The organism is Paenibacillus sp. 1001270B_150601_E10 (assembly GCF_015558675.1).
In the GTDB taxonomy this organism is placed as follows: domain Bacteria; phylum Bacillota; class Bacilli; order Paenibacillales; family Paenibacillaceae; genus Paenibacillus_B.
In genome coordinates this window covers 94,153-118,619 of the sequence record NZ_JADMOL010000004.1, presented here as the reverse complement: position 1 = coordinate 118,619, position 24,467 = coordinate 94,153, and the positions used below count along the sequence as shown (strand labels likewise).

Genomic DNA, 24,467 nt, shown 5'->3' with positions numbered 1-24,467 from the left:
GAGAGATGCTCCATGCTCCCAATGGAATTCCCCCATTGCTTTCATACCGGTTGCGGCGCCCTTGCATTCCATAAATAGAGTGCGTTATAATACTCCCTAATCTAATATCGATTGCAAACGGCCAATGAAGAGCATCCCACTCGGAGGCGTTCTCGTCAAGGTGAAGGACTTGAGATAGACTCATATCCTCGCGCCCTTTCACCCTAAGTTAACCGGACCCGCCCGTTATCGCGGTACCTAAGAGGATTGAACACGATCATGATCATGTTCAATCAACATGGGTGGCACCGCGGGCTAAGCGCTCCTCGTCCCATAGTGATGAGGGCGCTTTTTGTATTTTTTTAAGGAGATGGTAACGATGTTGGACATTCATTGGATGCGTGAGCATCAGCAAGACGTACAGCGCATCGCGAAGCAAAAAGGAATTGAAGTATCGATTGAAGAGGTGCTTCGCACGTACGATGAGCGGAAGCAGCTGCAGCAGCAGATCGATGAAGAGCGTGCGAAGCGCAATCAACTGTCGCAAGAGATCGGCAAGCTAAAGGCACGATCTGATACAGCGAGCCATGCTGCAGCAGAAGAGCGCATGTCGCAAGTAAGACAACTCAATGACGGTCTGCAAGAACGAGAGACTCTACTGAAGGAACTAGATGTGAAAGTGAACCAACTGCTGCTCCTCGTTCCCAATATGGTATCGCCGGACTCGCCGATCGGCAAGTCGGATCAAGATAATGTACGGTTGAAGCAGGTGGGCACTCCGCCAACCTTTGCCTTCGAAGCGCGCGATCATGTAGAGCTTGGCAGCCTGCATGATATGATCGATATGTCGAGAGGCGTCAAGATGGCTGGAACGCGCCACTATGTCCTGAAAGGAACCGGCGTGCTTCTGCACCGTGCTGTCCAGCAGCTGGCCATGGACTATCTGCAGGAACAGGGCTTTACCCTGATGGATGTGCCCTTGATGGTACGCGGCGAAGCGATGACCAATACCGCCTTTTTCCCGCTTGGGCAGGATCAAACCTATCAAATTGCTTCCGATGACAAATGGCTGGTCGGAACCTCGGAAGTGCCGCTCATCTCGTACTATGCGAATGAGATCGTTGATGTGAAAGCACCGATTCGCTTAGCGGCAGCGTCGAATTGCTTCCGCAGCGAGGTCGGATCGGCGGGCAGAGATGTGTATGGATTGTACCGCGTCCATCAATTTGCCAAGGTCGAGCAGGTCGTGCTGTGCGAGGCAGACCCCGACTTGTCGGAGGAGATGCTGCAGGAGATTACCAGCCATGCGGAACAGATTCTGCATCTGCTGGAGCTCCCTTATCAGCAAATGGCCGTCTGCACAGGAGACATGTCGCAGAAAACGTATAAGCAGTATGATCTTGAAACGTGGATGCCAAGCCGCAACAGCTTCGGGGAAACCCATTCGTCGTCTAACCTGCATGATTTTCAAGCACGACGGGCCCAGATTCGATACCGGGACCAAGCTGGCAAACTGAGATACTGTCATACGCTTAACAACACGGCTGTCGCCACACCTCGCATCCTGATTCCACTGCTTGAGAATCATCAGCAGGAGGACGGCACAATTCGTATTCCATTAGCGCTGCAGCGCTATATGAACGGCATGAAAGAGCTTGTTCCTGCGATCGCACAGAAGTAGCTTACATCATAACGAAAGCAACGCATCTTTCTTGTTGTGTGATTATGAGAATACCCGTCTTGAGGTCATTTTAAAGCGTAACGACGCTGTTATAGAATCGACCGATTGCTAATGCATATGATGATGACCGCTGACGAAAGATGACAGCCCAAATATGAAAATACCGCCTTCTGCTTGAATGGCCCCCAATGATTGGCATAGCTAATCATTGGAGGGTCCATTCCTAAGTTAGAAAGGCGGTTTTTTATTTACCTTACAAAAGAAGTCAGTTTTCGGCAATTTATACGGTTGACTGAATACGGTTACTAGACTAGATTTTGTATTAGATACATATTGTATCTAAAAATATAGGAGGTGATCGAATGTCGTTATCCATCGGAAAGAAATTGACCTTGTCACTCGTTGTCAGTATCCTTATGCTGCTTATCGTGTCAAGTCCCAAGCAAGCCGAAGCTTCTACTTGTTCGTTCTATGTAGGGTTTCAGTACGACATTACCAATTTGGATTTCCCGGGAGGGAAGTTTTTAGCGAAGGAGAATATCGGAGTCAAACAAATTAAGCTTACAGCTTATACGCCTAAACCAAATGAATCAGGTTCCGTCGTTCTAAATGTGTATGGCGATCGAAATGCAAATGATGAGCCATTACACTCCTTTACGGTTACCTTTACAGATCAAGCCCCCACTCAAATTGTCGAAATTCCCATTCAAGACGATAACATTTTAAATGAAAACATTAGAGAGTTGTACATTCAATTGAGCAATCCATCTCCAAATGTATGCTTTTATGAAGAGGATGGCTGGCACGAGGCTCTGCTGTATATTTTGGATAATGAACCGCCAACGCTAAGAATTCGACCTGCAGAAGCTTCGTATGACTTAGCTGAGGGCTCGGAGAAAATGTTTGAGATCAAAAGGCTCGGAGATCTGTCTGTACCTGTTTCCTATCAAATAACGGATACTCCCGTCACAGCGCAGCCTTCAGATTATATAATTTCGCCTACAGAGGGAGCGTTTCCAACTGAATTTCATGATGATTATGTGCTGGATTGGTTGAACTCACAGGTCGAGTACGTTTGGGTTGAAGTACTAAACGATAGCGAGCTTGAAAGCACCGAAACCTTCAAAATGAACATCACCTCTCCCAATGCTCAGATTGACGGCCCATCTTCCATCGAGTTCCGTATCCTCGGCAATGATGGCGGCAGCAGCGCCACCATCCAATTGCAGCAATCCTCATATTCCACCTGGGAATATATCAATGTGCTCCCTGTTACCATTACGCGCTCTGGCAACCTTACAAAAGAAGTATCCGTATTCGTAAGTACAGCAAACGGATCAGCGAAACGCGATAAAGACTTTGGCTTCGAGCCTGTAAGAGTAACCTTCGCGCCAGGACAACAATCCGCTGTCATTAACCTTTATATCATTGATGATGGATCATGGGAAGGCAATGAGACGTTCACCTTAAAGCTCAGCGATGCTCAAGGAGGAGCGGTGCTCGGGTCCGTGCAGCAAGCAACCATAACGATACTCGACAATGAAAAACGCTCCAACTAATGTGATGAAAGCATAAGTGTCACTGCCAATAGATCAACGGCTGCCAAAATAAAATCTTGGTGTATGGGAACGAAAAAAAGCTGCTTCCGGCAAATAACGGAAGCAGCTTTTTTATTGGAGCCGTTCACTTACATTTATCATTAAAAATGATTGCTGTACTCTTTCAGCTTCTAATGGATCACTAAATAAAGTTCAAGCCCGCTGTATACGGCAAAGGAACCGGCAGCAGCTTCTTCAGCCATAGAGAGGCGTTCAGCTCAGGTGCGGCATCCGAATCTCGATTAAACAATAAGGACGTAAATTCGGCTGTGGATAGAATCACATGCTTACCCCCAACATGCAATTCCACCTTGTCTTCTCCCTTCACCTCAAGCACATCAATATGGGCTAACGCTCCTTCATCGATGGATTCGAAATAAGGGCGGAGCTGATCCCAGAATCGCACCGGATTCACAAGCTTCACCGTACCTTGGTTGTTGCCTGCTGTGGATGGAATCTTCTTCAACTGCTCAAGCATAGCCGTCTCGTGCCAAGGCACAGCCATGCGAATTTCCGGCAAAGACAGCTCTGTGATCAGGCTTCCAAGCATCGCCGCTGTTGCAGCCGCATCCCCGCCCCAATCAATGACGACTGGCGTCGCTTCGGACTCGACCTCTCCTTTTATACCAAGGATCACATAGGCTTCAATCATGCCCTCCTGCTCAGCAACATAGATCCGCTGTTCAAGCTTAGCGAGGCTTGCCTGAGCGCTCGCCTCCTCCAGCACAGCGCGCTCGTAGAGCCCTCGGTCAAACCGAACCTTGCTCGCATCAGCTAACCGCTGACGTTCCAATCGATCCCGCTCTTCAGCCTCGCGGACCGACCGATTCCCAAGCGATTGAAGCTGCTTTACAGCATCTGGTGTCAGCTTGAAGTGCTGAATCGCCCCGAAGTAGACGCAGCCTTGACGAGTGTAAAGACTGCGGTCGCCAGATACAAACAATAGAGAGCCTTGCGAAGCTTCAATATGCTCGAACACTTTCTGTAAAAGCTGTCCCGCATAACCTTTGCCTCGATGATCCACATCCGTGCAAACGGATCCTAACGAATAGCAGGGTACCGTTGCTGCCCCAATCTTTATTTGACTAGGAACTAGCCCCATAAAGGATACCAGCTTCTCTCCAGCGTATACACCGACTGAACCTTCATATACGCCAGAGAAGATGAGCGGAAACGCCTCAGCCATCGGCCGCTGGCCTTCCTTACGAAAGGTGATATCTGCAAGCTTTGCCGCTTCTACTACTTCTTCTTGGTGAACATAACGAATCGATTCCATAAGGGAACGTCCTCCTCATACCTGATGCGTGTGGTCGTGTTTATGATGACATTACCACGCTTATCCTGTGATGTCGATCCATATAAAAAGCGACTGAACCTTCATCTCCATCATGAAGGCCAGTCGCTCTTATCTATCATTCCATATGCTCTTACTTGCTTAAAATATCTGTCAATACAGGGACAACTTGCGATTTGCGGGATACTACACCCTTCAATACCGCTTTGTTGTCAACAAGCTTAACATTGAACGCTTGCTCAACCGCATCAGTACGGGAACCAAGCACAAGTGCCACGGAATCGTTGTTCAAGATGTCTGTTACCACAAAGACGAAGATATCCAAGCCTTTGTCCGCGATCACTTGGTTCAAGGCAGCTGTTACTTCTGCTTCACGTCCAAGCACATCTTGTACATCAACTGCGTTTACTTGAGCAATCTCAACCTTGGAGCTGCCCATTGTGAATTCTTTAGAGTCAAGCGTAATCAGATCGCTAATGGATTTGTCGGACAGATCCGCACCAGCCTTCAGCATGTTCAAGCCATATTCAGCTGCGTCAACGCCTGCGAGTGCCGCAAGCTCGTTCGCTGCATCGATATCCTGCTTTGTGCAAGTAGGGGATTTGAACAACAAGGAGTCAGAGATAATGGCAGACAGCATCAAACCTGCGATCTCAGGCTTAATCGCAACACCGTTCTCCTTGTAGAGCTTGTTCAAGATCGTTGCCGTGCATCCTACTGGCTCTGCACGGTAGTACAATGGAGCACTTGTCTCGAAGTTCGCAATGCGGTGGTGGTCAATAACCTCCAACACTTGAACCTTTTCAATATCGCTGACACTTTGTTGACGCTCGTTATGGTCAACCAAGATGACACCATTCACTTCGTTTGCTACCGTTTCAACCAAGCGCGGAACTTCAGCCTTGAACGTATCCAATGCGTATTGCGTCTCGCCGTTCACATTTCCCAAGCGAACAGGTTCAGCATCTACGCCGAGCTCACGTTTCAATTCAGCATAAGCAATAGCGGAACAAATCGTATCTGTGTCTGGGTTTTTATGTCCGAATACAAGTACTTTTTCCATTGATATAGCTCCTTACACGTTTATTTAGGGCGATATAAGTATAACCTCGTCCCATGATCCAATCAAGATTATACCGCAGTTTGAGGATTATTCCCATCCCTTTAATGGGATATTTTTGTATTTCATCTATTAAAGCGCTATGGCTTTATTTTAGCAACTGATTGCGAAGCAGCGACATCTGCTTATCCCACACGAACGATGCCTTGGACAGCTCTACCAGCTGTTCTTTCGCATCCTCAGGAATGTCTCCGCCTTCATACTTGTAATTCAGCTTGTGCTCAGTCGCCGCCCAGAAGTCCATGGACGAAGTGCGAATCTGAATCTCTGCTGGCACCCACAGGATGCCCGAAGAGGTAATGACCTTCGTTTCGACCACCATGTGAAGGCTCTTATAGCCGCTTGGCTTCGGATTCTCGATGTAGTCCTTAATGCGGATAACTCGAATGTCCTCACGTTCCATAATGTGCTCTTTCATCGCATAAACGTCATCGATAAACGTCGTGACAATTCGAAGTCCGGCGATATCGAAGATCTCCGTTTGAATCGTGTGGAAAATGTCCGGCGTCAGCGCAATGTTCTTGCGTTCGAGCTTCTTGAGCAGGGACAAAGGATCCTTAATTCTAGCCTTGATATGCTCGATTGGCGTATAACCGTATCTCGTCTTCCAATCGAGATCGATGATCTGAAAGTCGCTCTTCAGCTCATTCAGCGCCATCTCATACTGGTTAAACAGCGTGTCCCAATACTTCTGAATCATTTCAAACAAATCCATACGGTTTAAGCTGCCGTCCTTGAAGCGACTGCGAATCATCCCGCTGTTCATAACGTTTGCGAGCATTCTGCCTCCCGGCAGATCTGTATCCACCAAGGTATTGACGTCAACGATCTCTTGAAAGCTGTTCACTTCCACGCTATTCTCTTCCTGCTGTACCGCTTCCTGCTGTTCATTCTGTTGATTATTCTCCATCGCTTTGCTCCTCCAACATGTGCATTGATGACCGTATATAAAAATGGCATGTACAAATCGAATTCAGGTTCAATCTTTCTCTTCTTCTAGATTAACCTTTGTGAAGCCAACTCGCAAATACAGCCCCCTTTAGTCCTGGCAATCCTGCTACACCTATCCACCCTAACCAAATTTTTTATAAAAACTATGATTTCCTCTGCATCCGAATAGGAAGAAAGCACGTATAATCAATCTGTTCAAGTATTTTCCAACCCTAATATAGGAGGTGAAGCCTTGTTTCTCATCCGCCGATTATCGATAAAGCTGCTTAGGCTCAAGAACTCCATCTTAGCCGTACTTGTCGTTCTCTTTGTGCTTTTGACTGCAAGCACAGCCTATCTCATTGAGCCCGATACGTTTACCTCCTGGTTTAACGCCTTGTATTGGGTGCTGACAACGATGGCTACTGTCGGCTACGGCGACTATTATGCGGTTACACCGCTTGGAAAGCTGCTTACGATCTTTATCTATATCTTTGGAATCGGCTTGTTAAGCTTAGTGATCGGCAAGATCATTGATCGGGTTGCAGATATGCATCGGAGAAGGGAGACGGGGAAATTGAAGTTTCATGGCAAACAGCATGTCATTATTCTGAACTGGAGTCGAAAAGCACAGTACGCCATTGAAGAGCTGCTATCTTCGAGTCCAACTACAGATATCGTCATTGTGGATGACAGTCCGAGGCATCCCTATGATCATCCAAAGGTTCACTTTGTAAGCGGGGATCCAACATCTGTGGATGTTTTGAATCAGGCGGGAATGCAGAGCGCTCGCGCAGCCATCATTTTTGCAGATCCACGCATTGACGATTCGTCGCTTGTAGACGGCAAGTCGCTGCTGATTGCTTCAAGCATTGAGAGCTTCGCCTCACATGTACATACGACCGTTGAAGTGATGCTGGAGAAGCATACTCACAACTTTAGACATGTTAACGTAAACGAATTTATCCTCTCGCATGACGCTGTATCACGCTTGGCGGTAAAGAGTGCCTTGGAGGAAGGTAATATGGATATCTTCTACCAGCTGTTAAGCCGGCAGCATGGGGCCGAGATCTATCAGGTTCCAACAGATCCTCAATGGGTTACCTATGAGGATGCCTTTAATGAGCTGCTTCGGCAAGGGGCAACCCTGATCTCGGATCGCAGCGATATGGGCATCAACCGCAGGCTAAAGGATAAGATTCCTGCTGAAGCAAAGCTCTTTGTCATCTGTGATACCCAAGTCTATGTTGAGAATTTACAAGGAAAGGCGGCAAAGCCATGAATTCGTTCCGCACACTCTCCTATCAAGAGTGGTCTGAGGCCGAATCGAAGGTCATTCGGACGATCTTGGAACAGACGGTCTCAGACGAAGAGCTCTTTGTTCGCAAGCTCGTCAATGCAACCGTCATTCGGAACCAATGCTTTGAGCATACCTCCCATGAATCTGAGGATGGTCAGCGACAGTTCATTTACATGAAGCCCTTTCAGGAGATGGAGCTGCAGCCCTATGGCTCGCCCATCAAGCATGCTCTATTTGAATACTGCGATATCGCTCCAGTGCTGGCTGCCGATTGGCATTACTGGGAACGTGGACAATTCAATCGCAGGGAGCCCTTAAGACCAGCCTATCAGACGCTAGAACTAGCTCAGCTGCTGCTTGATCACTATTACGTCGAGCGCGGCCATACGTATGAGCATGTGTACAGCGTGCTTGATCTGGACCGCCGCAAGGTCAACCTATTCCTTAAAGGAGTGGATGTATAACATGAAAGATCAACATCATCACCCCGAGAACGATTCTTCCTCGCCTCATACGACAGCAAAGAATTCGAACTCGGCTATAAAAAGAAAGCGAGTATCGCCTCATAAGATGGCCGCGCTTGCCCTGCTGCTGACCGTCCCAGCTTTGCTTGCTGGCTGCGGCAGCGACGAAGAAGCCTATGATGAATATTGCTATGATACCAATAATGATGACACCATCACCTATGAGGAGTGCCCCCAAGGCAGCTATTACGAGGATGATGACGGAGGCTTCTACTACGTGTCCAGCACGAATAAGCGCTACAGGGCGAAGCCAAGCACTTATTCTTCTTACAAATCAAGCTCTGCCTACAAGTCGACTTCTAAGAGCGGCTCCTTCAAAGGATTTGGCAGCAGTGGAAGCAGCAGTATCGGAGGTTAGTGAGAATGGCTAGCATCATGAATCTTCCCTACAAGCATGATGAGGTGTTTCAAGGAGAGGTTGCAGCTCGCATCCCCTATCATCGCATGTACGGCAAGCAATACTGCCTTCCCTCGTTGACGGTGCTCGAGTCTCACGAATCTCAGGCGATCGCGGAAGCCGCCTATTGGGTTGACCGCATCTATTGGAAAGTGCTTCGGTTTGTCCAGCGCTACATGCCCGATACCTTTCTGATCGAGCAATTGGGACTTCACCCTGCCCTGATCGATAGCGCGCGCATTGAGGTTCCGTTCCATGGCGTATCGAGACAGGACTGGATACTGCATGAGCACGGGTTGAAGTGTATCGAGAACAACACCGATACGCCAACAGGGATACCGGAGACAGCCTATTTAGCAGAGGCCCTTGTTGAAGGGTATACCGACTATTGCACAGCATCCAAAGATATGCGCAATCATATTCAGCAAGCCTTCCGGCATTTGATCGATTATTATCAGCAGCAAGGATTGGACGGTGGCATTGCCTTTACGTGCTATGATTCCCATCTTGAAGATCTGACGAACACCATGTACCTGCTTCATGCTGTAGAGGAGCTTGGATATCCCGCTTTCTTCGTTCCATTGGACCAGCTTGAGATCATACCTGGAGAAGGACTGTATGTCGAAGGCAAGCAAATCTCGATCCTCTATCGCTTGTATCCATTAGAGTATCTCGTACACGATCGAGACGAGATTCACGACCGTCCTGTCGGAGAAGATCTTCTAGAATTGATTATGAACGGCAAGCTTGGCATCATGAATCCTCCGCAAAGCATGATTACACAAAGCAAAGGCTTTATGGCCTTGATCTGGTCTTTATATGAGCATTATGAGGAAACAACACGCTTGTGCGGCTTTGAGCTGTTCGAAGAGAAGGAACTTCAGCGAATCCCGCTTTACTTCCTTCCTACTTACTTTGATCCTTCGGTCTTTCAACTTTCCCATATCCCTTATGTTGAAAAGAGCTACTGGGGACGCGAAGGAAAAGGAACGGCCATCTTTGGTGGAGACGGTATCTTGGAGCTTAGCGAATGGGGCGCGGAGCAGGAAGAACAGGCCGATATTCGAGATTACTATACGAATCAGCCTAAGATCTATCAGCAGCACCACCCGATGACTGAGCTTGAGCTGATCACAGAAGAAGGACCCTATACTGGATCTCTTCTATTAGGTGCTTATGTAATCGGTGGGCAGTACGCAGGCCTTCTTCCACGAATAGGCGGAAAGATTACCGGAGACATGGCCTATTACTGCCCCGCAGCTGTAGAGAAGCCTCTACCATAGACCTTTTTGATCATCATGAAAAAGGTAATAAGCTGCCGCTCTAGTTGGCAGAACCATTCATAAGGAGGATATAATCGTGAAAGATTTTGGATTCGATATGCTAAATGTAGGCATTGGTATCGTCCTATTATTTGTCATTCTAGGTGTAGGTGCCCTTGTATTCAGCAAGCTGACCCGCTACAACGACTCTGACGAGCTTGCCAAAGGCAATGAAGCAGCAGGACTGTACATGGGCAGCAAGCTACTGGGCCTATGCATCATCGTCGCCATGGTATCATTCAGCACTCACTCTTGGATCGCGATGCTGATCTGGTCGGTCGTCGGCATCATCATCTTATGTCTTGTCTATTTCATATTTGATTGGGTAACGCCGCGCACGAAGGTTTGTGAAGAGATTGCCAAAGGCAATATGGCTGTAGCACAGCTGCTGCGCTCGCTCATTATCGGCGTATCCGTTGTTATTGGTACATTTCTCATGTAGCTTTAACCGTGAGCATCATCCTTAATCCACGCCTTAAGCTCCCTTGAGTTATTTATTCAGGGGAGTTTTTTTGTTGGATTTGGAGCCGTAAGGAATTTCCAGCACAATCCTCCCCTTCTTATACCGCTACATTTTTTATTTTCTTGAGTATTAATAGTTGATATGGAATTTACAGATGGAGTGACAGTTTGATACAGGTCTGTTACTCGGTTGATACTTATCTGTCATTCCGTTGTTACGATTACGAGCCAAGCAAGGATTATAATAGATTTGTTTCATTCAACAGCACAGCAAAATAAATTAAAGATCAGCAGTCAACAGGTGTAAGATGTATTCATGTTCGTCCCATCTCAAGATCGAAATGGGGCTTTTTGTCGTGAATCACAGCTTGAAATTGATCTCGTTGTATCAAGCATGAAAGGATTACATAGCTTATGTTCTCATCACGTCCACCCTTCTCTTCTATTCAGGAATTGAACTCCTTTTGCTGGAGTACATATAGATTGAAAAACGTATTAAAGCCCGCGCACCATCTTGAAGGGGGATTCGACCATGCCTTCGCCTAATGATGCAAAAGTCCGCTATATTACGGGTCTGGATGGCTTGCGTGCCATCGCCGTGCTTGCCGTCATTGCCTATCATTTGAATCTTGGATTTGCATCAGGCGGCTTTCTCGGAGTTGAAATCTTCTTCGTTCTATCCGGCTATCTGGTTACGCATTTGCTTCTTGTCCAACGAGACGGGCGTGCAAGGCTTGATCTCAAGCAGTTCTGGATTAGGCGCATGCGGCGCTTGCTTCCAGCCCTTCTTCTCATGCTTATCGGCACGGTGGTATGGATGACCATCACCTCACCAGATCGTGTAGCCTCTTTCCGTGGAGATGTCATCTCCTCCCTGATCTATGCGAATAACTGGTATCTGCTGTTTCACAATGTCTCATACTTCGAAAGCTTCGCGAACCCGTCGCCCTTCTTGCATCTATGGTCGCTTGCTGTAGAAGGTCAGTTTTATCTGCTATGGCCGCTTCTTGTCATGCTTGGCCTCCGCTTTACGCCGAAGCGCTGGCAGTTTGCCGCATGGACATTCGCTTTGGCAATCCTATCAGCGGTATTAATGGCTGTTCTGTATGAGCCGGGCATAGATCCAAGCCGGGTATATTATGGAACCGATACGAGAGTATTTGCGCTTCTGATCGGCGCGCTGCTTGCGATTGTTCAACCCAATCATCAATCGTCGGGGCAAGCTGCTCCCGCGACCAAGCTTGGCATTCATCTCATCGGAACGGTTGGTTTGGTCACGGTGCTTTATCTGCTGTGGACCATTGATGAATACAGTGATTTTCTGTATCGTGGCGGATTCGTCCTATTGTCTGTCGCAACGGTGATGCTCATCGCAGCGATTGCATATCCAGGCAGTGTCTATAATCGAATCTTCAGCTTGAAGCCATTAAAGTGGATTGGTGTACGTTCTTATGGCATCTATCTATGGCATTATCCGATCATTATCCTAACGACACCACTCGTCAACACACATGGCTTCAGCTGGACGAGAGCTATCCTTCAGGTAGCAGCGAGCTTCCTGATTGCGGATCTGTCGTGGAGGTTTGTCGAAACACCGATTCGAAAAGGCGCACTGTCTATGTATATCAAGCATCTAAAGGATATTCATTGGCGCCTTCATCGTATTACATTTAAACAGTGGATGACAGTTGGCTGCACCGCCTTGTTTATTGCCATCTTCGGATATGGCATGACGGTCAATAAGCCGATGGCGTCCGCCCATTCCATTCAAACAAGTGCAACCTCTGCTGGATCGGAGCAGAACGTGAAGCAAGACCCGGATGCATCTGCTTCAACGAAGCCATCAGAAGATGATCATGCTGCTTCACCACAGAAACCAGCGTCGCCTAGAGAGACAGATTCATCAAAGTCCGCTTCCGATGGCGGTTCTCAACCAACTGATGGAGCAGATGGAGCTTCGCAAAAAGAATCGAATGCAGAAGGCGATCAAGAAACGAATGCGTTAGACACGTCTCCAACTAGCGGTACTGCGTCTGCTAAGGAGGGTAAACTACCACGTGAAGAGCCAACCGGTGAATCCTCGGATGATGACGACAACAGTTCAACGCTTAAGTCCTCAACGGGATGGAGCATTACAGCCGTTGGAGACTCGGTCATGCTGGACACGAGCCCGTACTTAAAAGAGCTGTTGCCAGGTATCGTCGTTGATGCGGAGATCGGTCGCCAGATGTCCTCGGCACGAGAGGTCTTACATGACTATAAAGAGAGCGGCAAACTCGGCAATGGCGTCATTATTGCGCTTGGAACGAATGGCGCCTTCAACTCCAAGCAATTCAGAGCTATGCTCGAATCCTTGGGTGATCGTCCTATTATTCTCGTCAACACCCGTGTTCCGCGCAACTGGGAAGATCGCGTGAACGATGCGCTCGATGAAATTGCCGCTGATATGCCAAATGTAACGCTGGTGGATTGGTATTCCGCAAGTGCCGATCATGATTCGTACTTCTCGCCTGATGGCGTGCATCTCGAAGCTGAGGGCGCTAAAGCCTATGCCGAGCTGCTTGCAAGCTGCATCAAAAACTTAGCTTCGTAATGAGTCCGCAACATTGTGTATAATGAGGGTGAGCAAGCAATAACGCTCGAACTTATCATGGCTATAAAGGGTGATTCCTTCCGCATGTTTATTCTTGAAAATATGGAGACGAAGATCGAGCTGTACGAAGCTTATGATCTAAAAACGCTGGAACGTAAAATCGAGGAGCAGATCGAGATCAATAAAGCACTCCTTCTCGATGTTCATCACATTCAGCATCAAGTGACGTTTGATCCGAATCGCAACAAAATGCTATATACGGCAGTTGTTCACTTTAAGGGGAAAGGCAAGGCGAACTAGAGGGAAGTATAAGCGACTATATCATGCCAGCATAACCTCAGGCTGTCTTCTCCTGAAGCAGAACTGCAAAAAGAACCTTCAATGCTTCTACCGGATGGCATTGAAGGTTCTTTTCTTTCGCCTTACAACATTATAATTCGCCTTTGCCGAGCATATACGATTCCCGGTAGCTGATGTAGAAGCGCAGCTTGTTCGCAAGCTTGCGCGGAATCTGCCCTTGCTCGAATCGAGCCTGAACCTCGTCGCGCTCTGCTTGAATGCCGAGTTGACGGAGCTCTTTCAGCTGTATCTCCCATTCATCGTCAAGCGGTCGATTCGTGCCAAGCCGGCCTTGAATAGAATCGACCACCGAGCTGTAAAACGCGATGATCTGATCTACCGCTTGAGCGTTCTCTTTTGTTCGAACGTCTTTTAGGCGGCTGATGGCCTGCTGAGCCGTCTGAAGCTTCAATTGAGCAACTTCACGATTCATTTCTGGCTCCTCATGCTTCAGTCGATTTACGCCCTTCACAAATCGAGTGAAGACTCCCTTCTTGATCATATTCCACATAAAGCTTCTATCACTAAGCACCGATTCGCTTTTGTCCAGAATGAGCAGCAGCCGGTTCGCAGCAGCCTCATTCACCTGTCGGTCAGCAACTAGCTGCTTAATGGCGTCGCGTTCCACCTCGAGCGCCTGCTTTCTAAACTCAAGCGTTTGCTTCCTTAACGCCTTCTTGCTGCCAAATCGATACGGCTCTCTAGAGAGCTGACGAATCGATTGCCGATACTCACGCACAATCACGCCAACAGCAGCCGCATTCTCCGGTGTTTTGGCTTCATGAAGCGCATGAATGGCAGCGCGCATGCCTAAGATTTGCGTAACCTTCTCAAGCTTCTCCTCTTGCTTCTCGCTGCCTTCTGACTTCTTCGTAATGAGCGGCAGCACAATGCTTGCCACGATCAATGACAGCAAGATGACGCCTGCTGCCAAAAAGATCATCAGATTGCGTTCAGGGAATAGGGACCCATCCGCAAGGAAGAAGGGAATCGAAAACGCACCTGCAAGCGTCACCGCTCCGCGCACACCGGACACGGAAGTGATCAGGACGTGACGTAAGCTTGGAATATCGGAGCTGCCCTTCGTGGAGGCCATCCATCTGGAGTAGAGATAAACCCAAGCAAATCGCAGCACGAACAGCAGCACATAAATAACCGCAATAAAGCTAAAGACACGCTTGTTGCTGTAGAGCGGATCAGAGAAGATTGTTCCAATTGCCTCTGGTAGTTGAAGTCCTAACAATACAAACACGAGGCCATTTAACACAAACAGCAGCACGGACCATGTGCTTGCAGCGACAATGTGGAGCTTAACCATGCTTTTCTCGGTCCGCTCCTCCTGAATCGCATGAACGAGCCCTCCAGCCACCGCAGCTAAAATGCCGGATACGCCGACGTTCTCTGCCACCATATAGATCATGAATGGCGTCAGAATCTGAATGATGACGTGGATCGTCACGTCCTCCATTCCAAAGCGGCGCAGCAGCACCTGCGTCCAGCTGATGACAAGCGCCAGCAGCGCTCCTACCAGCAAGCCGCCGACTGCAATTAGGACAAAGCTTATGCTTGCCTCTGCGATCGAGAATACGCCAGTGACTGCTGCCGCAATCGCGAACTTAAAGGCAACAAGCCCTGATGCATCATTCATCAGCGCCTCCCCTTCTAGAAGCCGCATGATGCTTCTAGGCATCTGAACGCGCTTCGCCATAGCACTTACGGCAACCGCATCCGTTGGAGATAGTATAGCGGCGAGACCAAAGGCAGCGGCGAGCGGAATCGTGGGAATCATCCAATGAATCGCGTAGCCAACGGCAATCACGATGATAAAGACAAGTCCAATTGCAAGCAGAAGTATGGGCCCTTTTAGCCTCCATAATTCTTTGCGGGGATAATGCTTGCCGTCATTGTACAGCAATGGAGCGATAAATAATAAGAAGAACAGCTCATGATCGAGCGGCATATGTATTCCTGTCGGAATAAGAGCAACGATAGTCCCTAGCGCGATCTGGATGATCGGGATGGGGACCGATGGAATGAAGCGATTGATGACCTGCGAGACGCCAAGCAAGGCAATCATCAGCAGTACGGCTTCCAATACCTCCACAGGCATCCTCCTCCTTTTTCTAAAAAGCTCTGGTATATGTATACCCAAATGTTGATTAAATGATCAAATATACCCATTTTGAAAAACACTGCTGTTGTTTGCGTAAAAAAAGAAACAGGCCTCCCACCTAACTACCGTCAAGTGAGAATTGCCTGTTATCCTTTATACACGATTTTCTAAAAAGATTCAAACGACGACCATGCGAATGCTGGATTCTACTCGACAAGCCGCGTAATCTTTTTCTTTTTCCACACAAGCTGGTAATAGCCATATTGCAAAATCAGGTTCACAATAAAGGCTGCAGGATACCCAATCCATACGCCTTCAATGCCTAAGGCCGTGTGCTTAGAAAGGTAGTAGGCTACTGGCACCTCCACGAGCCAAATCGAGAAGATGCTGAACAGCATCGGCCACAATACCGTACCGCTGGCGCGCATGACAGCACCAACGATCTGCGCCTGACCAAAAATGAGATAGCTCCACAGCGTAATCATGACGAGACTGTGCGCAATATTGATCGTATTCTCGCTGGTCAGGAACCAAGAGAGGATATCTCTTGAGAATACATAAACGAGAAGGATCAGCACCCCGCCAATAATAAGGTTCAAAATGGCGCCTGCACGAATAACCTGCTTCAAACGATCAAATTGATTGCCGCCAATCGCTTGCGCAGCAAAGATCGATACCGCGATCCCTAAGCTTACAGCCGGCATCTGCACATAGCTGACGACCTGATTGACCGCTCCATAAGCGGCTGTCGCCTCAGAACCGAACACGTTGACGAAGGAAATAACAGCAATCTCCGACAACGAGATCAGAATCATGTTGACACTGGCAGGAACGCCGAGTCTCAAGAGCAGCTTCAAGATCTGTCCATCCATCTTGAGATGCTTTCGAACCGAGGCGTCAAAGCGCAGCGGGTGCTCCTTCACCTTCAGATAGACCAGCATGACAATAACGGTGATGACAACAGATACTAGGCCCGCATAAGCAGCGCCGTATAGTCCAAGCTCTGGTAAACCGAGCCAACCGAAGATGAGGAATGGAAGAAGTCCAACATTCAGTACTGTATATACAATCAAAAAGTAAAACGGCGTCTTCGAATCTCCAATTCCTCGAATAAAGGTGGTATAGACGTTGAAAATAAACATAATCGGCATCGAGAAGAACAAGATCCGAGCGTAATGAGCACTCATATCCAAAACATTCTCAGGAGTTCCCATCATACGCAGAATGTCGGTTGCAAAAATACCGCCAACTATCGCCAGTACAATACCCAGAATAAAGCTGAAGGTCAGTGTTGTACCGATAATTGCCTTCATGCGGTCTTCATTTCTCGCACCAAATGCCTGCCCGATCAGAATTGAACTGCCGGAGCCAACTCCAATCGAGAATGAAACCAAGAGAAAGAACAGTGGAAAGAAGGCTGAGATTGCAGCAAGCGCATCTTCGCCGACCCATCTGCCTACAACCACGCTGCCGATGAGCTGCCCGATGGATTGAAGAGAATTGCTCAAGATTAAAGGTATAAGAAAGATGAGCATGGCCTTCCATGTCTGATTATGCTGCATGCCGCCAGGCTTTGCTTGTTGAGCTGCCGCGCCTGAACCTGAGGTCTGAAGCTCCTGTGCTTGATCATGCCCGCCTGAAGCATGTGATTCGGCATGGGATTGTTCCGGGGAATTCACATTATACAACTCCTTCACATTCAAGAAACAAACAACATGACTATTTGTTTATCCATTTTTAGATAATACATTATTGATCTATGAATTTTCAATGGAAAAATCCATTTTAGCTTTACATTCCACCTTTCAAACAACAAAAATAACGTGCACATGATTCCTGTACATATGACCAAAGGGGCATATAGTCTTGTTTCATCTTACCATCTATTCCCTTGAATGAAAACATACATTCCCATCCCATTCATCAAGATGATGTAAATATTGAATTTGATAAGAATCATGAAGCTGAGCTGATACGCTAGGGTAAAAAGAAGAAAGCCCATACCTCTTAAAAATAAGGTTGGGCTCTTGTTATGTCTTTCCATGATTATCCGATTATATAACGCTATATGAGCTGCATCGTCGTGATGCAAGTATTATCATCTTCAAAAGTAGAGATTTCCGATTCAGCGGTCTTGCCATCGTGCGTAATCTTTACTTTGAGATTCTGATCGCGTGGAATCCATAGATCAATGAAGCCGTTAGGCTGAGACTTCATCGTTTGATCCAGCACGACTTTGCCATCGCCGTCTTCAATATACACCTTGAAATCCTCATTCGCCATTTCTCCGCGGCATGTAGCTAAGTTGTGGATAGCGCAAGGATGTGTCTCATTGACGAATGGAGCGATCGAGACGAAAAATTCATCTTTAGGCAAATCATAGACCGTTGCTTTGGAATCCTGACTTACGACCTTTAGTTCGCTAGATGTAATAGAAGCGGATTTAGCCGAACTTTTTCCCAAACTAAAATCCTGTACGATCTGCTTAATGTCACCTGACACGACTGTGCTCGCCGTCTCTTTATCCTGATAGCTCGTATACCAAAATGCTCCAAGCGCAATAACGGCAAATCCAGTGACTCCAATCATTAGCTTCTTCATCACTAACCTCCATTTTGTTCAAATTCCTATTCGGATCTTCATTATGCCGCTTGTAAATGAAACCCTATCAATCGGATCATAGCATGTCGTGCTGCATAGAACAAACGTTTAAATTCATCTATTATCTGAACATTTTTAACCGCACCTTCTTGTTCGATTCGAGGGATAATAATCGTTAGAACTTGAGTCCTGAGGCAGGTGATATCAAGCTGCAAGCATTCTCGTCAATCATAGGCTTCTGCAATAGACAAAAAGGCATCGTCCTCCTCCGAAAGAAGAACGATACCTTCTCCCCCCATACCATAGAGAGATGACATGGAGATTATACTTTTATTTATTTAAAAGAGCATCCGCTTTCTTCGCTGCTTCCGCCACTGCTGCCTCCGCTGAGATGGATGGATCGACAACCGCGCGAAGAATCTCATCCTTAATAATCTCCGCGATCTCAGGGTATACCTTTTGCATTGGGCGAGGGCCGGCATATTCCAATTGGTCTACTGCAACCTTGAACAGTGGCTTTTCTTCATATAGCTTCTTCATTTCATCGCTCTCCACCGCACTGATTCGGCTAGGCAGATAGCCAGTGAAGGAACTTGCATAGATCGTTTGTTCCTTGTCAGTCATCCACTTGATGAACTTCCATGCCGCCTCCTGCTTCTCAGGAGACAGACCGGAGGTCATGACCAGGTTCGCTCCGCCTGTTGGTACCCCGTACGTATGGTTTGCCGGCATAAACGTCGTTCCGAGCTCAAAGCCCTGCTCTTCTGCAACCTTCATATTATTCGTCAAATCCGCTGTTGAGGAAAAGATCATCGCAGCACGCTGGTTATGAAAGTCTGTCTTTGCTTGCGATCCTGCATCATCCGTTGTGCCAATATTCATGATGCCCTCTTCCTTCATCTTCAGCCACAGCTTCACAGGTTCAATGCCGGTTTCGTTGTTGAATGCCGCACTCTTCCCATCCTCGCTGATCATGGTGCCGCCGCTCTGTCTCACAAAGCCTTCATAGAACCAAATATCGATCGGCATCGAGATGCCGTAGCGCTGATCCTTAATGGTGAGCTTGCGTGCATAATCCTCAAACTCCGCCCAATTCTTAGGGCCCGCAGGATCAAGCCCCGCTTCCTTCAGCATCGTACGGTTCAAATACAGGATCGGCGTGCTGCGGAGATAAGGAAGAGCGTACAACTTGCCGTTTACGTAGGAATTCCCCATAAGTCCAGGGATGAAGTCTTTCATATCAACCTGATCCTTTTCAACAAAAGGAGTCAGATCCTGCGTCATGCCCGATTCCGCAAATACGCCAACAGAAGCAATCTCGTTCTGCCATACCTCTGGGGCATTACCCGCAGCGAAAGCAGCCTGCGCCTTAGAGTGCTGATCCGCGTACGAGCCTTGGTACTCAGCCTTCACGATCACTTCATCCTGTGATTCATTGAACATTTTAACCAAGTTCTCATTGTTCTCTGCGATCTTGTCGCCCCATGAATACCAATACGTAATCTCTACTGGCTTCTTAGCCGTGCTGTTCGTGCTGCTGCCAGAAGAAGCAGCTTCGTTGTTCGAACTGGCGGAATTGGAGCTGCTGCAAGCCGTCAAGGTAAGAGCAAGCGTAGTCGCTAACAAAATAGACCCGAATTTTTTCACAGGTAAGCCTCCCGTAATCGATGGATTATTTTACACCTGAATAGACAAATGCTTTAATGATTTGGCGTTGTGCAAACGAGAATACAATGAGGATGGGAACGACCAAGATCATGTTTCCAGCCATCAAAATGTGCCATGCTGCGCCCCCGTCTACTTCACGAAGCTTCGAGATTCCAATCGGAAGCGTCCGCGCTGCATCGGAGGTTGTCATAACGAGCGGCCAGAAATAGTCATTCCAATGGGCGATAAAGCTAAACAAGGCAAAGGTAACAAGCGTCGGGCGAGCCATCGGCACCATGATCTTAAGAATGATCTTCCATTCCGGTGCTTGATCGAGCCGAGCTGCCTCAATAAGCTCCTCCTGCACCTGCTTGAAGGACTGCCTGAGCATGAATATCCCGAAGGCGCTGGAGGAGAACGGCAGAATAAGTGCAAGCAGATTGTTAATGAGGCCCCACTTGCTCATTAACAGATACACAGGCAGGAAGATGAGCTGACCAGGAATCATCAAGGTCACCATCGTAATGCCGAACAACAGCTTGTCTCCCTTAAATGAGTATCTGGCAAAGGCATAGGCCGCCAATATGATCGTCGTGAATTGGAAAATGAGTATACTGACCGAGACAATCACGCTATTCATTAAATATTTCAAAAAAGGACCGGATTCCCACGCTGCTTGAAAGTTGCTCCACATGATCTTCGACGGAATCCATTTTGGCGGAAAGATTACCGTCTCCGAGTAAGACTTCAATGAGGTTGAGATCATCCATAGAAAGGGAATGACAAAGATCGCAACCAGTACTATCGTGGCAGCAATATTCAGAACACGCAGCAGAGATTTGCTTGCAATGGGCATTTGCCTTCTCCTTTCTATTGGTAGTGGACCTTGCGGCTAAGCAGCTTGAAGTAGACTAAGGTAAGAAGGCCTACCACGACGAGCAGGACAACGCCCGCTGCTGACGCATAGCCGATCTTGAAGTAGCGGAAGCCATACTCGTAGATGTAGAACACGAGCGTATTGGTTGAATTGACTGGACCGCCGTTGGTCATAATCGCAATGGTCTCAAACACTTGGAATGACCCGATCAAATTAATGATGATCAGGAAGAATAGTGTTGGCGAGAGCATTGGCAGTGTAATCTTGTAGAATGTTCTCCACCAATTGGCTTCGTCGAGAGCCGAGGCCTCGTACATATCCTTTGGAATGCTCTGGAGGCCTGCAATGAAGATGAGGGCATTGTAGCCGACGCCTTTCCATACGGCGACGAGCACGAGTGACAGCAAGGAGCTGTCAGGACTGCTCAGCCATTCCAGCTTTGGCAAGCCCACCATATCAAGCAAGGCATTAAGCAAGCCGAACTTCGGGTCCATCAGCCACATCCACACCAGTGACACGGATACAAGCGAGATAATATGCGGACTGAAGAGAGCGCCTTGAACGAAGCCATACCACGCCCCTTCTCGGTTCAGCCACATCGCAAGCAGAAGTGAAATCACGATGGAGAGTGATACCGATAGGATCGTGTAGTTCAAGGAATTGCTCAGTACTTGAAGAAACTTGTTATCCTCAAATAACTCGACAAAGTTGTTAAAGCCAACGAACTCCTTTACGGGATTAATGAAATCCCAGTTATAGAAGCTTAAGAAAATCATATAGAAGATCGGATAAATGAAAAAAATTGAGAACACCACAATCGAGGGGGCAACCATCACATAAGGACGGAGCCTAGACCAAGCGGTCATGCGTATCCCCCTCCTAAAGCAATAAGCTCTCGCTCTTCCGTTCTTTCGTGCTGGCGAGCACGCGTACCATTGCGGTCAAAGAAGTACAGATCCTGCATGGATACGGAGATGTGGACCTCTGAAGCAAACTCCAACGGCTTTAGAAAGCTCTTTACGGCAATTGCGCCTAGCTTCGTTTCCAGCTGGTAGATGATCTCTGCGCCTAACGTCTCGCGTGTCAGAATGCGAGCCGGGAATTGCACATATCCAGGCTGGAATTTCTTCTCGATCGTCATGATCGCCTTCTCTGGCCGGAAGCCGATATGTGCAATATCCCCATGCAGCTGTCCGTCCATATAAGGCAGGAGCTGCTCACGGTTCATCACATTCATAGGCGGCGTGCCAATAAACTGAGCCGTGAACACATTGTCAGGATCATCGTAGATCTTCATTGGGCTGTCCGCCTGTTGAATACGCCCTTTGTTCATAATGACGATGCGATCTCCCATCGACATCGCCTCGACTTGATCATGGGTTACGAAGACGAAGGTAGCACCCAGCCGCTTATGGAGCTGAATGAGCTCTGTGCGCATCTGATGGCGAAGCTTCGCATCCAGATTGGACAGCGGCTCATCCATCAGGAAGACCGCAGGATTCTTTACCATCGCCCGGGCAAGGGCAACCCGCTGGCGTTGGCCGCCGGACAAGGCCTGCGGCTTTTTGTTCAAATATTCGGCCAAGCCTACAATCTCGGTAATCTCCTTTATCAGCCGCTCACGCTCCGGCTTAGGCACCTTGCGGTTCACAAGGCCAAATTCAATATTCTCTTTGACGGTCATCATCGGGTACAGCGCATAGTTTTGAAAGACCATGGCAACATTCCGCTTGCCTGGCTCTACGTCATTTACACAATGATCCCCGATCCAAATCTCGCCGCCAGACTCTTTCTCAAGCCCTGCGATCATACGGAGCGTTGTGGATTTGCCGCAGCCTGATGGACCAACTAATACGGTAAAGGAGCCATTTTCGATGGTCAGATTAAGACCTTCGATGACTTTATCCTGCTTGAAGCTTTTTTCGATCTGCTTCAACACGATTTGTGCCATACCACTCACCTCTTATTTTTGCGTTATCGTGTGACAGATGCCCGATGGACGGTTAGGACAAGGTCGCTCTCTTTGCCAAGTGCATCAACGGAAGGACCGAAGCCCGGCATATCGTGATAGAAGCTCTGAATATCCTCGACGAGACCATCGCTTTGAATAATCCGATGGGACACGGTCACGTCATTCTCTTGAATCTCAATGACGCGATATGCCGGCACATCAAGACAAGCTGCTGTCTGCACGTAATGCCAATCTCCTTGCTTTACAATGGAATTCATATGATTGTGTCCGCAGAAGTAAATGCCTCCGTCCAGCTTCCTATTCAGTACACTTCGCATCTCATCTCGTGGACGAATGTACAGCTTGTCGAGCGTCGAGCGTGAGGTTGTATCGAATACCGGGTGGTGGCCAAAGATAAATACCTGCTTTTCTTGTGAATCCTCTAGCTGGCGCGTAAGCCACAACAACTGCTCTTCATCCAGCTCACCGCCCCAGTCGGTATGGTTCATTTCTTGCGTGGTATCCAAGAACAGCAGCTTGGCGTGAGGCGTATCGATTGCTCGGTAGCGCTCTTGACCCGTGATCGCAGCAATTTCCCGCTTCGGAATCGAATACGTGTCATGATTGCCCAGCACATGAATGAAGGATCGCCCGCTCTCCGAAAGAATGGCGAAGATCGACTGAAGCTCCTCCTCCGTTCCTTCATGGGTTAGATCTCCGATCGAGATATGAAGGTCTGCCTCCTCCTCCAGAAAAGCCTTAAGCATTTGCTGATAGACTCGAGCTCGCGAAGCTTTCATTTCCTCTGTACCGTGACTCATGTTTGAATAGTGAAAATCACCAAGCAATGCTAGACGCATAAACGCCACCCCCATATCCATGTTGGAACACCTATCAGGTGAACCCTAAAGCTACAGCGCCGTCGAGCGAATGGGATGAATCGAGACCCCCAGGCTGCGTTCGTTTAAAGATGACCATATATAATCTGGAACGATATCCATAACCTCCACATCTTCCTTTGAAGCAATGCCCGTCAGCACGAGCGCTGTCTTCATTCCATTCTGTTTCCCAAATAAAATATCTGTCTCTAGTCGATCCCCAATCATGAGGCATCGCCCGCTGTTTACATCCAGAAGCTGAAGCGCCTTTGCCGCATAATAGCGGGATGGCTTCCCGATCACGACAGCTGCCTCTTGTTCGCTTGCCGCCTCAATGGACTTTAGGATGGACCCCGTATCTGGGATGATGTCCCCTTGGACAGGACAGCAGGTATCTGGATTAACCGCAAGCAGAACAGCGCCGTGGCGTACTGCTGTTGCCGCTTGATGAAGCTTGTCATAGTGGAACTGCCGATCCATGCCCACAAGCACATGCGTGGATCGATGCGGATCCTCGGTGATAGTCAGTCCGAACGAACGAAGCTCCTTCTTCAGAGCCTCTTCTCCGATGACCAGCACCCAGGCATCTGGCGCATGCTCTGCAAGATACATCCCTGACACGTAGCCTGCCGTCAGAATCTCCTCCAGCTGACAAGGAACATCCAAGCCGAGCAGCCGTGTGTAACAATCCTCTCGGGTATGAACGGACGTATTGGTAAGGAACAACAGGCGTTTGCCGCGTGCCCGCAATTCACTAATAAAGCTCTTAACACCAGGCAATCTCATCTGATCAATATAGATCGTCCCGTCTAAGTCAAAGCAAAAGGCATCATAAGCATACAAGTCTTCCATAGCTCTCTC

Annotated in this window: 21 protein-coding genes; 9 read left to right on the top strand and 12 right to left on the bottom strand. The window is 48.1% G+C overall.

Annotation, left to right across the window (positions count from 1 at the left end):
* The first annotated feature begins 358 nt into the window (after positions 1-358).
* Complete coding sequence (serS, locus tag I2H74_RS11850) at positions 359-1,660, top strand: serine--tRNA ligase (protein WP_195574184.1); 1,302 nt, start codon at positions 359-361, stop codon at positions 1,658-1,660.
* Positions 1,661-2,022: 362 nt separating this feature from the next.
* A complete protein-coding gene (locus I2H74_RS11845; protein ID WP_195574183.1) occupies positions 2,023-3,219 on the top strand; it encodes a Calx-beta domain-containing protein in 1,197 nt (398 codons plus the stop codon).
* A gap of 181 nt (positions 3,220-3,400) precedes the next feature.
* On the opposite strand, the gene I2H74_RS11840 is transcribed toward I2H74_RS11845, so the two are convergent.
* The 3 genes from I2H74_RS11840 to I2H74_RS11830 all read right to left on the bottom strand — a co-directional run bounded on the left by I2H74_RS11840 (position 3,401) and on the right by I2H74_RS11830 (position 6,582).
* Positions 3,401-4,534, bottom strand: coding sequence for a GNAT family N-acetyltransferase (locus I2H74_RS11840; RefSeq protein ID WP_195574182.1), 1,134 nt, complete (start codon positions 4,532-4,534; stop codon positions 3,401-3,403).
* Between the two features lie 151 nt (positions 4,535-4,685).
* A complete protein-coding gene (locus I2H74_RS11835; protein WP_195574181.1) occupies positions 4,686-5,615 on the bottom strand; it encodes a manganese-dependent inorganic pyrophosphatase in 930 nt (309 codons plus the stop codon).
* Between the two features lie 145 nt (positions 5,616-5,760).
* Positions 5,761-6,582, bottom strand: coding sequence for a GTP pyrophosphokinase (locus I2H74_RS11830; protein ID WP_229106595.1), 822 nt, complete (start codon positions 6,580-6,582; stop codon positions 5,761-5,763).
* Between the two features lie 273 nt (positions 6,583-6,855).
* On the opposite strand from I2H74_RS11830, the gene I2H74_RS11825 reads away from it, so the two are divergent.
* The 7 genes from I2H74_RS11825 to I2H74_RS11795 all read left to right on the top strand — a co-directional run bounded on the left by I2H74_RS11825 (position 6,856) and on the right by I2H74_RS11795 (position 13,500).
* On the top strand, positions 6,856-7,884 hold the full coding sequence (locus I2H74_RS11825) for a potassium channel protein (RefSeq protein ID WP_195574180.1): 1,029 nt from the start codon (positions 6,856-6,858) through the stop codon (positions 7,882-7,884).
* The gene (locus I2H74_RS11820) at positions 7,881-8,366 is read left to right on the top strand and encodes a hypothetical protein (protein ID WP_195574179.1); all 486 of its coding nucleotides are present in this window, start codon (positions 7,881-7,883) and stop codon (positions 8,364-8,366) included. Before I2H74_RS11825 ends, I2H74_RS11820 begins: the two co-directional genes overlap by 4 nt.
* A 1-nt stretch (position 8,367) precedes the next feature.
* Positions 8,368-8,784, top strand: coding sequence for a YgdI/YgdR family lipoprotein (locus I2H74_RS11815; RefSeq protein WP_229106594.1), 417 nt, complete (start codon positions 8,368-8,370; stop codon positions 8,782-8,784).
* Positions 8,785-8,789: 5 nt separating this feature from the next.
* On the top strand, positions 8,790-10,106 hold the full coding sequence (locus I2H74_RS11810; RefSeq protein WP_195574178.1) for a glutathionylspermidine synthase family protein: 1,317 nt from the start codon (positions 8,790-8,792) through the stop codon (positions 10,104-10,106).
* Between the two features lie 97 nt (positions 10,107-10,203).
* The gene (locus tag I2H74_RS11805) at positions 10,204-10,587 is read left to right on the top strand and encodes a DUF350 domain-containing protein (protein WP_195574427.1); all 384 of its coding nucleotides are present in this window, start codon (positions 10,204-10,206) and stop codon (positions 10,585-10,587) included.
* Between the two features lie 552 nt (positions 10,588-11,139).
* On the top strand, positions 11,140-13,200 hold the full coding sequence (locus tag I2H74_RS11800; RefSeq protein WP_195574177.1) for an acyltransferase family protein: 2,061 nt from the start codon (positions 11,140-11,142) through the stop codon (positions 13,198-13,200).
* A gap of 84 nt (positions 13,201-13,284) precedes the next feature.
* The gene (locus I2H74_RS11795; protein ID WP_195574426.1) at positions 13,285-13,500 is read left to right on the top strand and encodes a DUF2536 family protein; all 216 of its coding nucleotides are present in this window, start codon (positions 13,285-13,287) and stop codon (positions 13,498-13,500) included.
* Positions 13,501-13,630: 130 nt separating this feature from the next.
* On the opposite strand, the gene I2H74_RS11790 is transcribed toward I2H74_RS11795, so the two are convergent.
* The 9 genes from I2H74_RS11790 to I2H74_RS11750 all read right to left on the bottom strand — a co-directional run bounded on the left by I2H74_RS11790 (position 13,631) and on the right by I2H74_RS11750 (position 24,458).
* On the bottom strand, positions 13,631-15,643 hold the full coding sequence (locus tag I2H74_RS11790) for a Na+/H+ antiporter (protein ID WP_195574176.1): 2,013 nt from the start codon (positions 15,641-15,643) through the stop codon (positions 13,631-13,633).
* Positions 15,644-15,858: 215 nt separating this feature from the next.
* Positions 15,859-17,214, bottom strand: coding sequence for an MATE family efflux transporter (locus I2H74_RS11785; RefSeq protein WP_229106636.1), 1,356 nt, complete (start codon positions 17,212-17,214; stop codon positions 15,859-15,861).
* Positions 17,215-17,716: 502 nt separating this feature from the next.
* The gene (locus tag I2H74_RS11780) at positions 17,717-18,253 is read right to left on the bottom strand and encodes a CueP family metal-binding protein (RefSeq protein WP_195574175.1); all 537 of its coding nucleotides are present in this window, start codon (positions 18,251-18,253) and stop codon (positions 17,717-17,719) included.
* 330 nt (positions 18,254-18,583) lie between these two features.
* Entirely contained in the window at positions 18,584-19,900 is a 1,317-nt protein-coding gene (locus tag I2H74_RS11775) for an ABC transporter substrate-binding protein (protein ID WP_195574174.1), read from the bottom strand.
* 25 nt (positions 19,901-19,925) lie between these two features.
* Positions 19,926-20,756, bottom strand: a complete 831-nt coding sequence (locus I2H74_RS11770; protein ID WP_195574173.1) for a carbohydrate ABC transporter permease — start codon at positions 20,754-20,756, stop codon at positions 19,926-19,928.
* A 14-nt stretch (positions 20,757-20,770) separates the two neighbouring features.
* The gene (locus I2H74_RS11765; protein ID WP_195574172.1) at positions 20,771-21,643 is read right to left on the bottom strand and encodes a carbohydrate ABC transporter permease; all 873 of its coding nucleotides are present in this window, start codon (positions 21,641-21,643) and stop codon (positions 20,771-20,773) included.
* The gene (locus I2H74_RS11760; RefSeq protein ID WP_195574171.1) at positions 21,640-22,728 is read right to left on the bottom strand and encodes an ABC transporter ATP-binding protein; all 1,089 of its coding nucleotides are present in this window, start codon (positions 22,726-22,728) and stop codon (positions 21,640-21,642) included. The genes I2H74_RS11765 and I2H74_RS11760 overlap by 4 nt, the downstream gene beginning before the upstream one ends.
* A gap of 23 nt (positions 22,729-22,751) precedes the next feature.
* On the bottom strand, positions 22,752-23,609 hold the full coding sequence (locus I2H74_RS11755; protein ID WP_195574170.1) for a metallophosphoesterase family protein: 858 nt from the start codon (positions 23,607-23,609) through the stop codon (positions 22,752-22,754).
* Positions 23,610-23,639: 30 nt separating this feature from the next.
* A complete protein-coding gene (locus I2H74_RS11750) occupies positions 23,640-24,458 on the bottom strand; it encodes an HAD-IIA family hydrolase (RefSeq protein WP_195574169.1) in 819 nt (272 codons plus the stop codon).
* Positions 24,459-24,467: the final 9 nt, after the last annotated feature.

What these genes read in the sequence shown, in the direction of transcription:
- serS (WP_195574184.1), top strand. Translation starts at nt 359, where the DNA reads ATGTTGGACATTCATTGGATGCGTGAGCATCAGCAAGACGTACAGCGC.
- I2H74_RS11845 (WP_195574183.1), top strand. Translation starts at nt 2,023, where the DNA reads ATGTCGTTATCCATCGGAAAGAAATTGACCTTGTCACTCGTTGTCAGT.
- I2H74_RS11840 (WP_195574182.1), bottom strand. Translation starts at nt 4,534, where the DNA reads ATGGAATCGATTCGTTATGTTCACCAAGAAGAAGTAGTAGAAGCGGCA.
- I2H74_RS11835 (WP_195574181.1), bottom strand. Translation starts at nt 5,615, where the DNA reads ATGGAAAAAGTACTTGTATTCGGACATAAAAACCCAGACACAGATACG.
- I2H74_RS11830 (WP_229106595.1), bottom strand. Translation starts at nt 6,582, where the DNA reads ATGGAGAATAATCAACAGAATGAACAGCAGGAAGCGGTACAGCAGGAA.
- I2H74_RS11820 (WP_195574179.1), top strand. Translation starts at nt 7,881, where the DNA reads ATGAATTCGTTCCGCACACTCTCCTATCAAGAGTGGTCTGAGGCCGAA.
- I2H74_RS11815 (WP_229106594.1), top strand. Translation starts at nt 8,368, where the DNA reads ATGAAAGATCAACATCATCACCCCGAGAACGATTCTTCCTCGCCTCAT.
- I2H74_RS11810 (WP_195574178.1), top strand. Translation starts at nt 8,790, where the DNA reads ATGGCTAGCATCATGAATCTTCCCTACAAGCATGATGAGGTGTTTCAA.
- I2H74_RS11805 (WP_195574427.1), top strand. Translation starts at nt 10,204, where the DNA reads ATGCTAAATGTAGGCATTGGTATCGTCCTATTATTTGTCATTCTAGGT.
- I2H74_RS11800 (WP_195574177.1), top strand. Translation starts at nt 11,140, where the DNA reads ATGCCTTCGCCTAATGATGCAAAAGTCCGCTATATTACGGGTCTGGAT.
- I2H74_RS11795 (WP_195574426.1), top strand. Translation starts at nt 13,285, where the DNA reads ATGTTTATTCTTGAAAATATGGAGACGAAGATCGAGCTGTACGAAGCT.
- I2H74_RS11785 (WP_229106636.1), bottom strand. Translation starts at nt 17,214, where the DNA reads ATGCAGCATAATCAGACATGGAAGGCCATGCTCATCTTTCTTATACCT.
- I2H74_RS11780 (WP_195574175.1), bottom strand. Translation starts at nt 18,253, where the DNA reads ATGAAGAAGCTAATGATTGGAGTCACTGGATTTGCCGTTATTGCGCTT.
- I2H74_RS11770 (WP_195574173.1), bottom strand. Translation starts at nt 20,756, where the DNA reads ATGCCCATTGCAAGCAAATCTCTGCTGCGTGTTCTGAATATTGCTGCC.
- I2H74_RS11765 (WP_195574172.1), bottom strand. Translation starts at nt 21,643, where the DNA reads ATGACCGCTTGGTCTAGGCTCCGTCCTTATGTGATGGTTGCCCCCTCG.
- I2H74_RS11760 (WP_195574171.1), bottom strand. Translation starts at nt 22,728, where the DNA reads ATGGCACAAATCGTGTTGAAGCAGATCGAAAAAAGCTTCAAGCAGGAT.
- I2H74_RS11755 (WP_195574170.1), bottom strand. Translation starts at nt 23,609, where the DNA reads ATGGATATGGGGGTGGCGTTTATGCGTCTAGCATTGCTTGGTGATTTT.
- I2H74_RS11750 (WP_195574169.1), bottom strand. Translation starts at nt 24,458, where the DNA reads ATGGAAGACTTGTATGCTTATGATGCCTTTTGCTTTGACTTAGACGGG.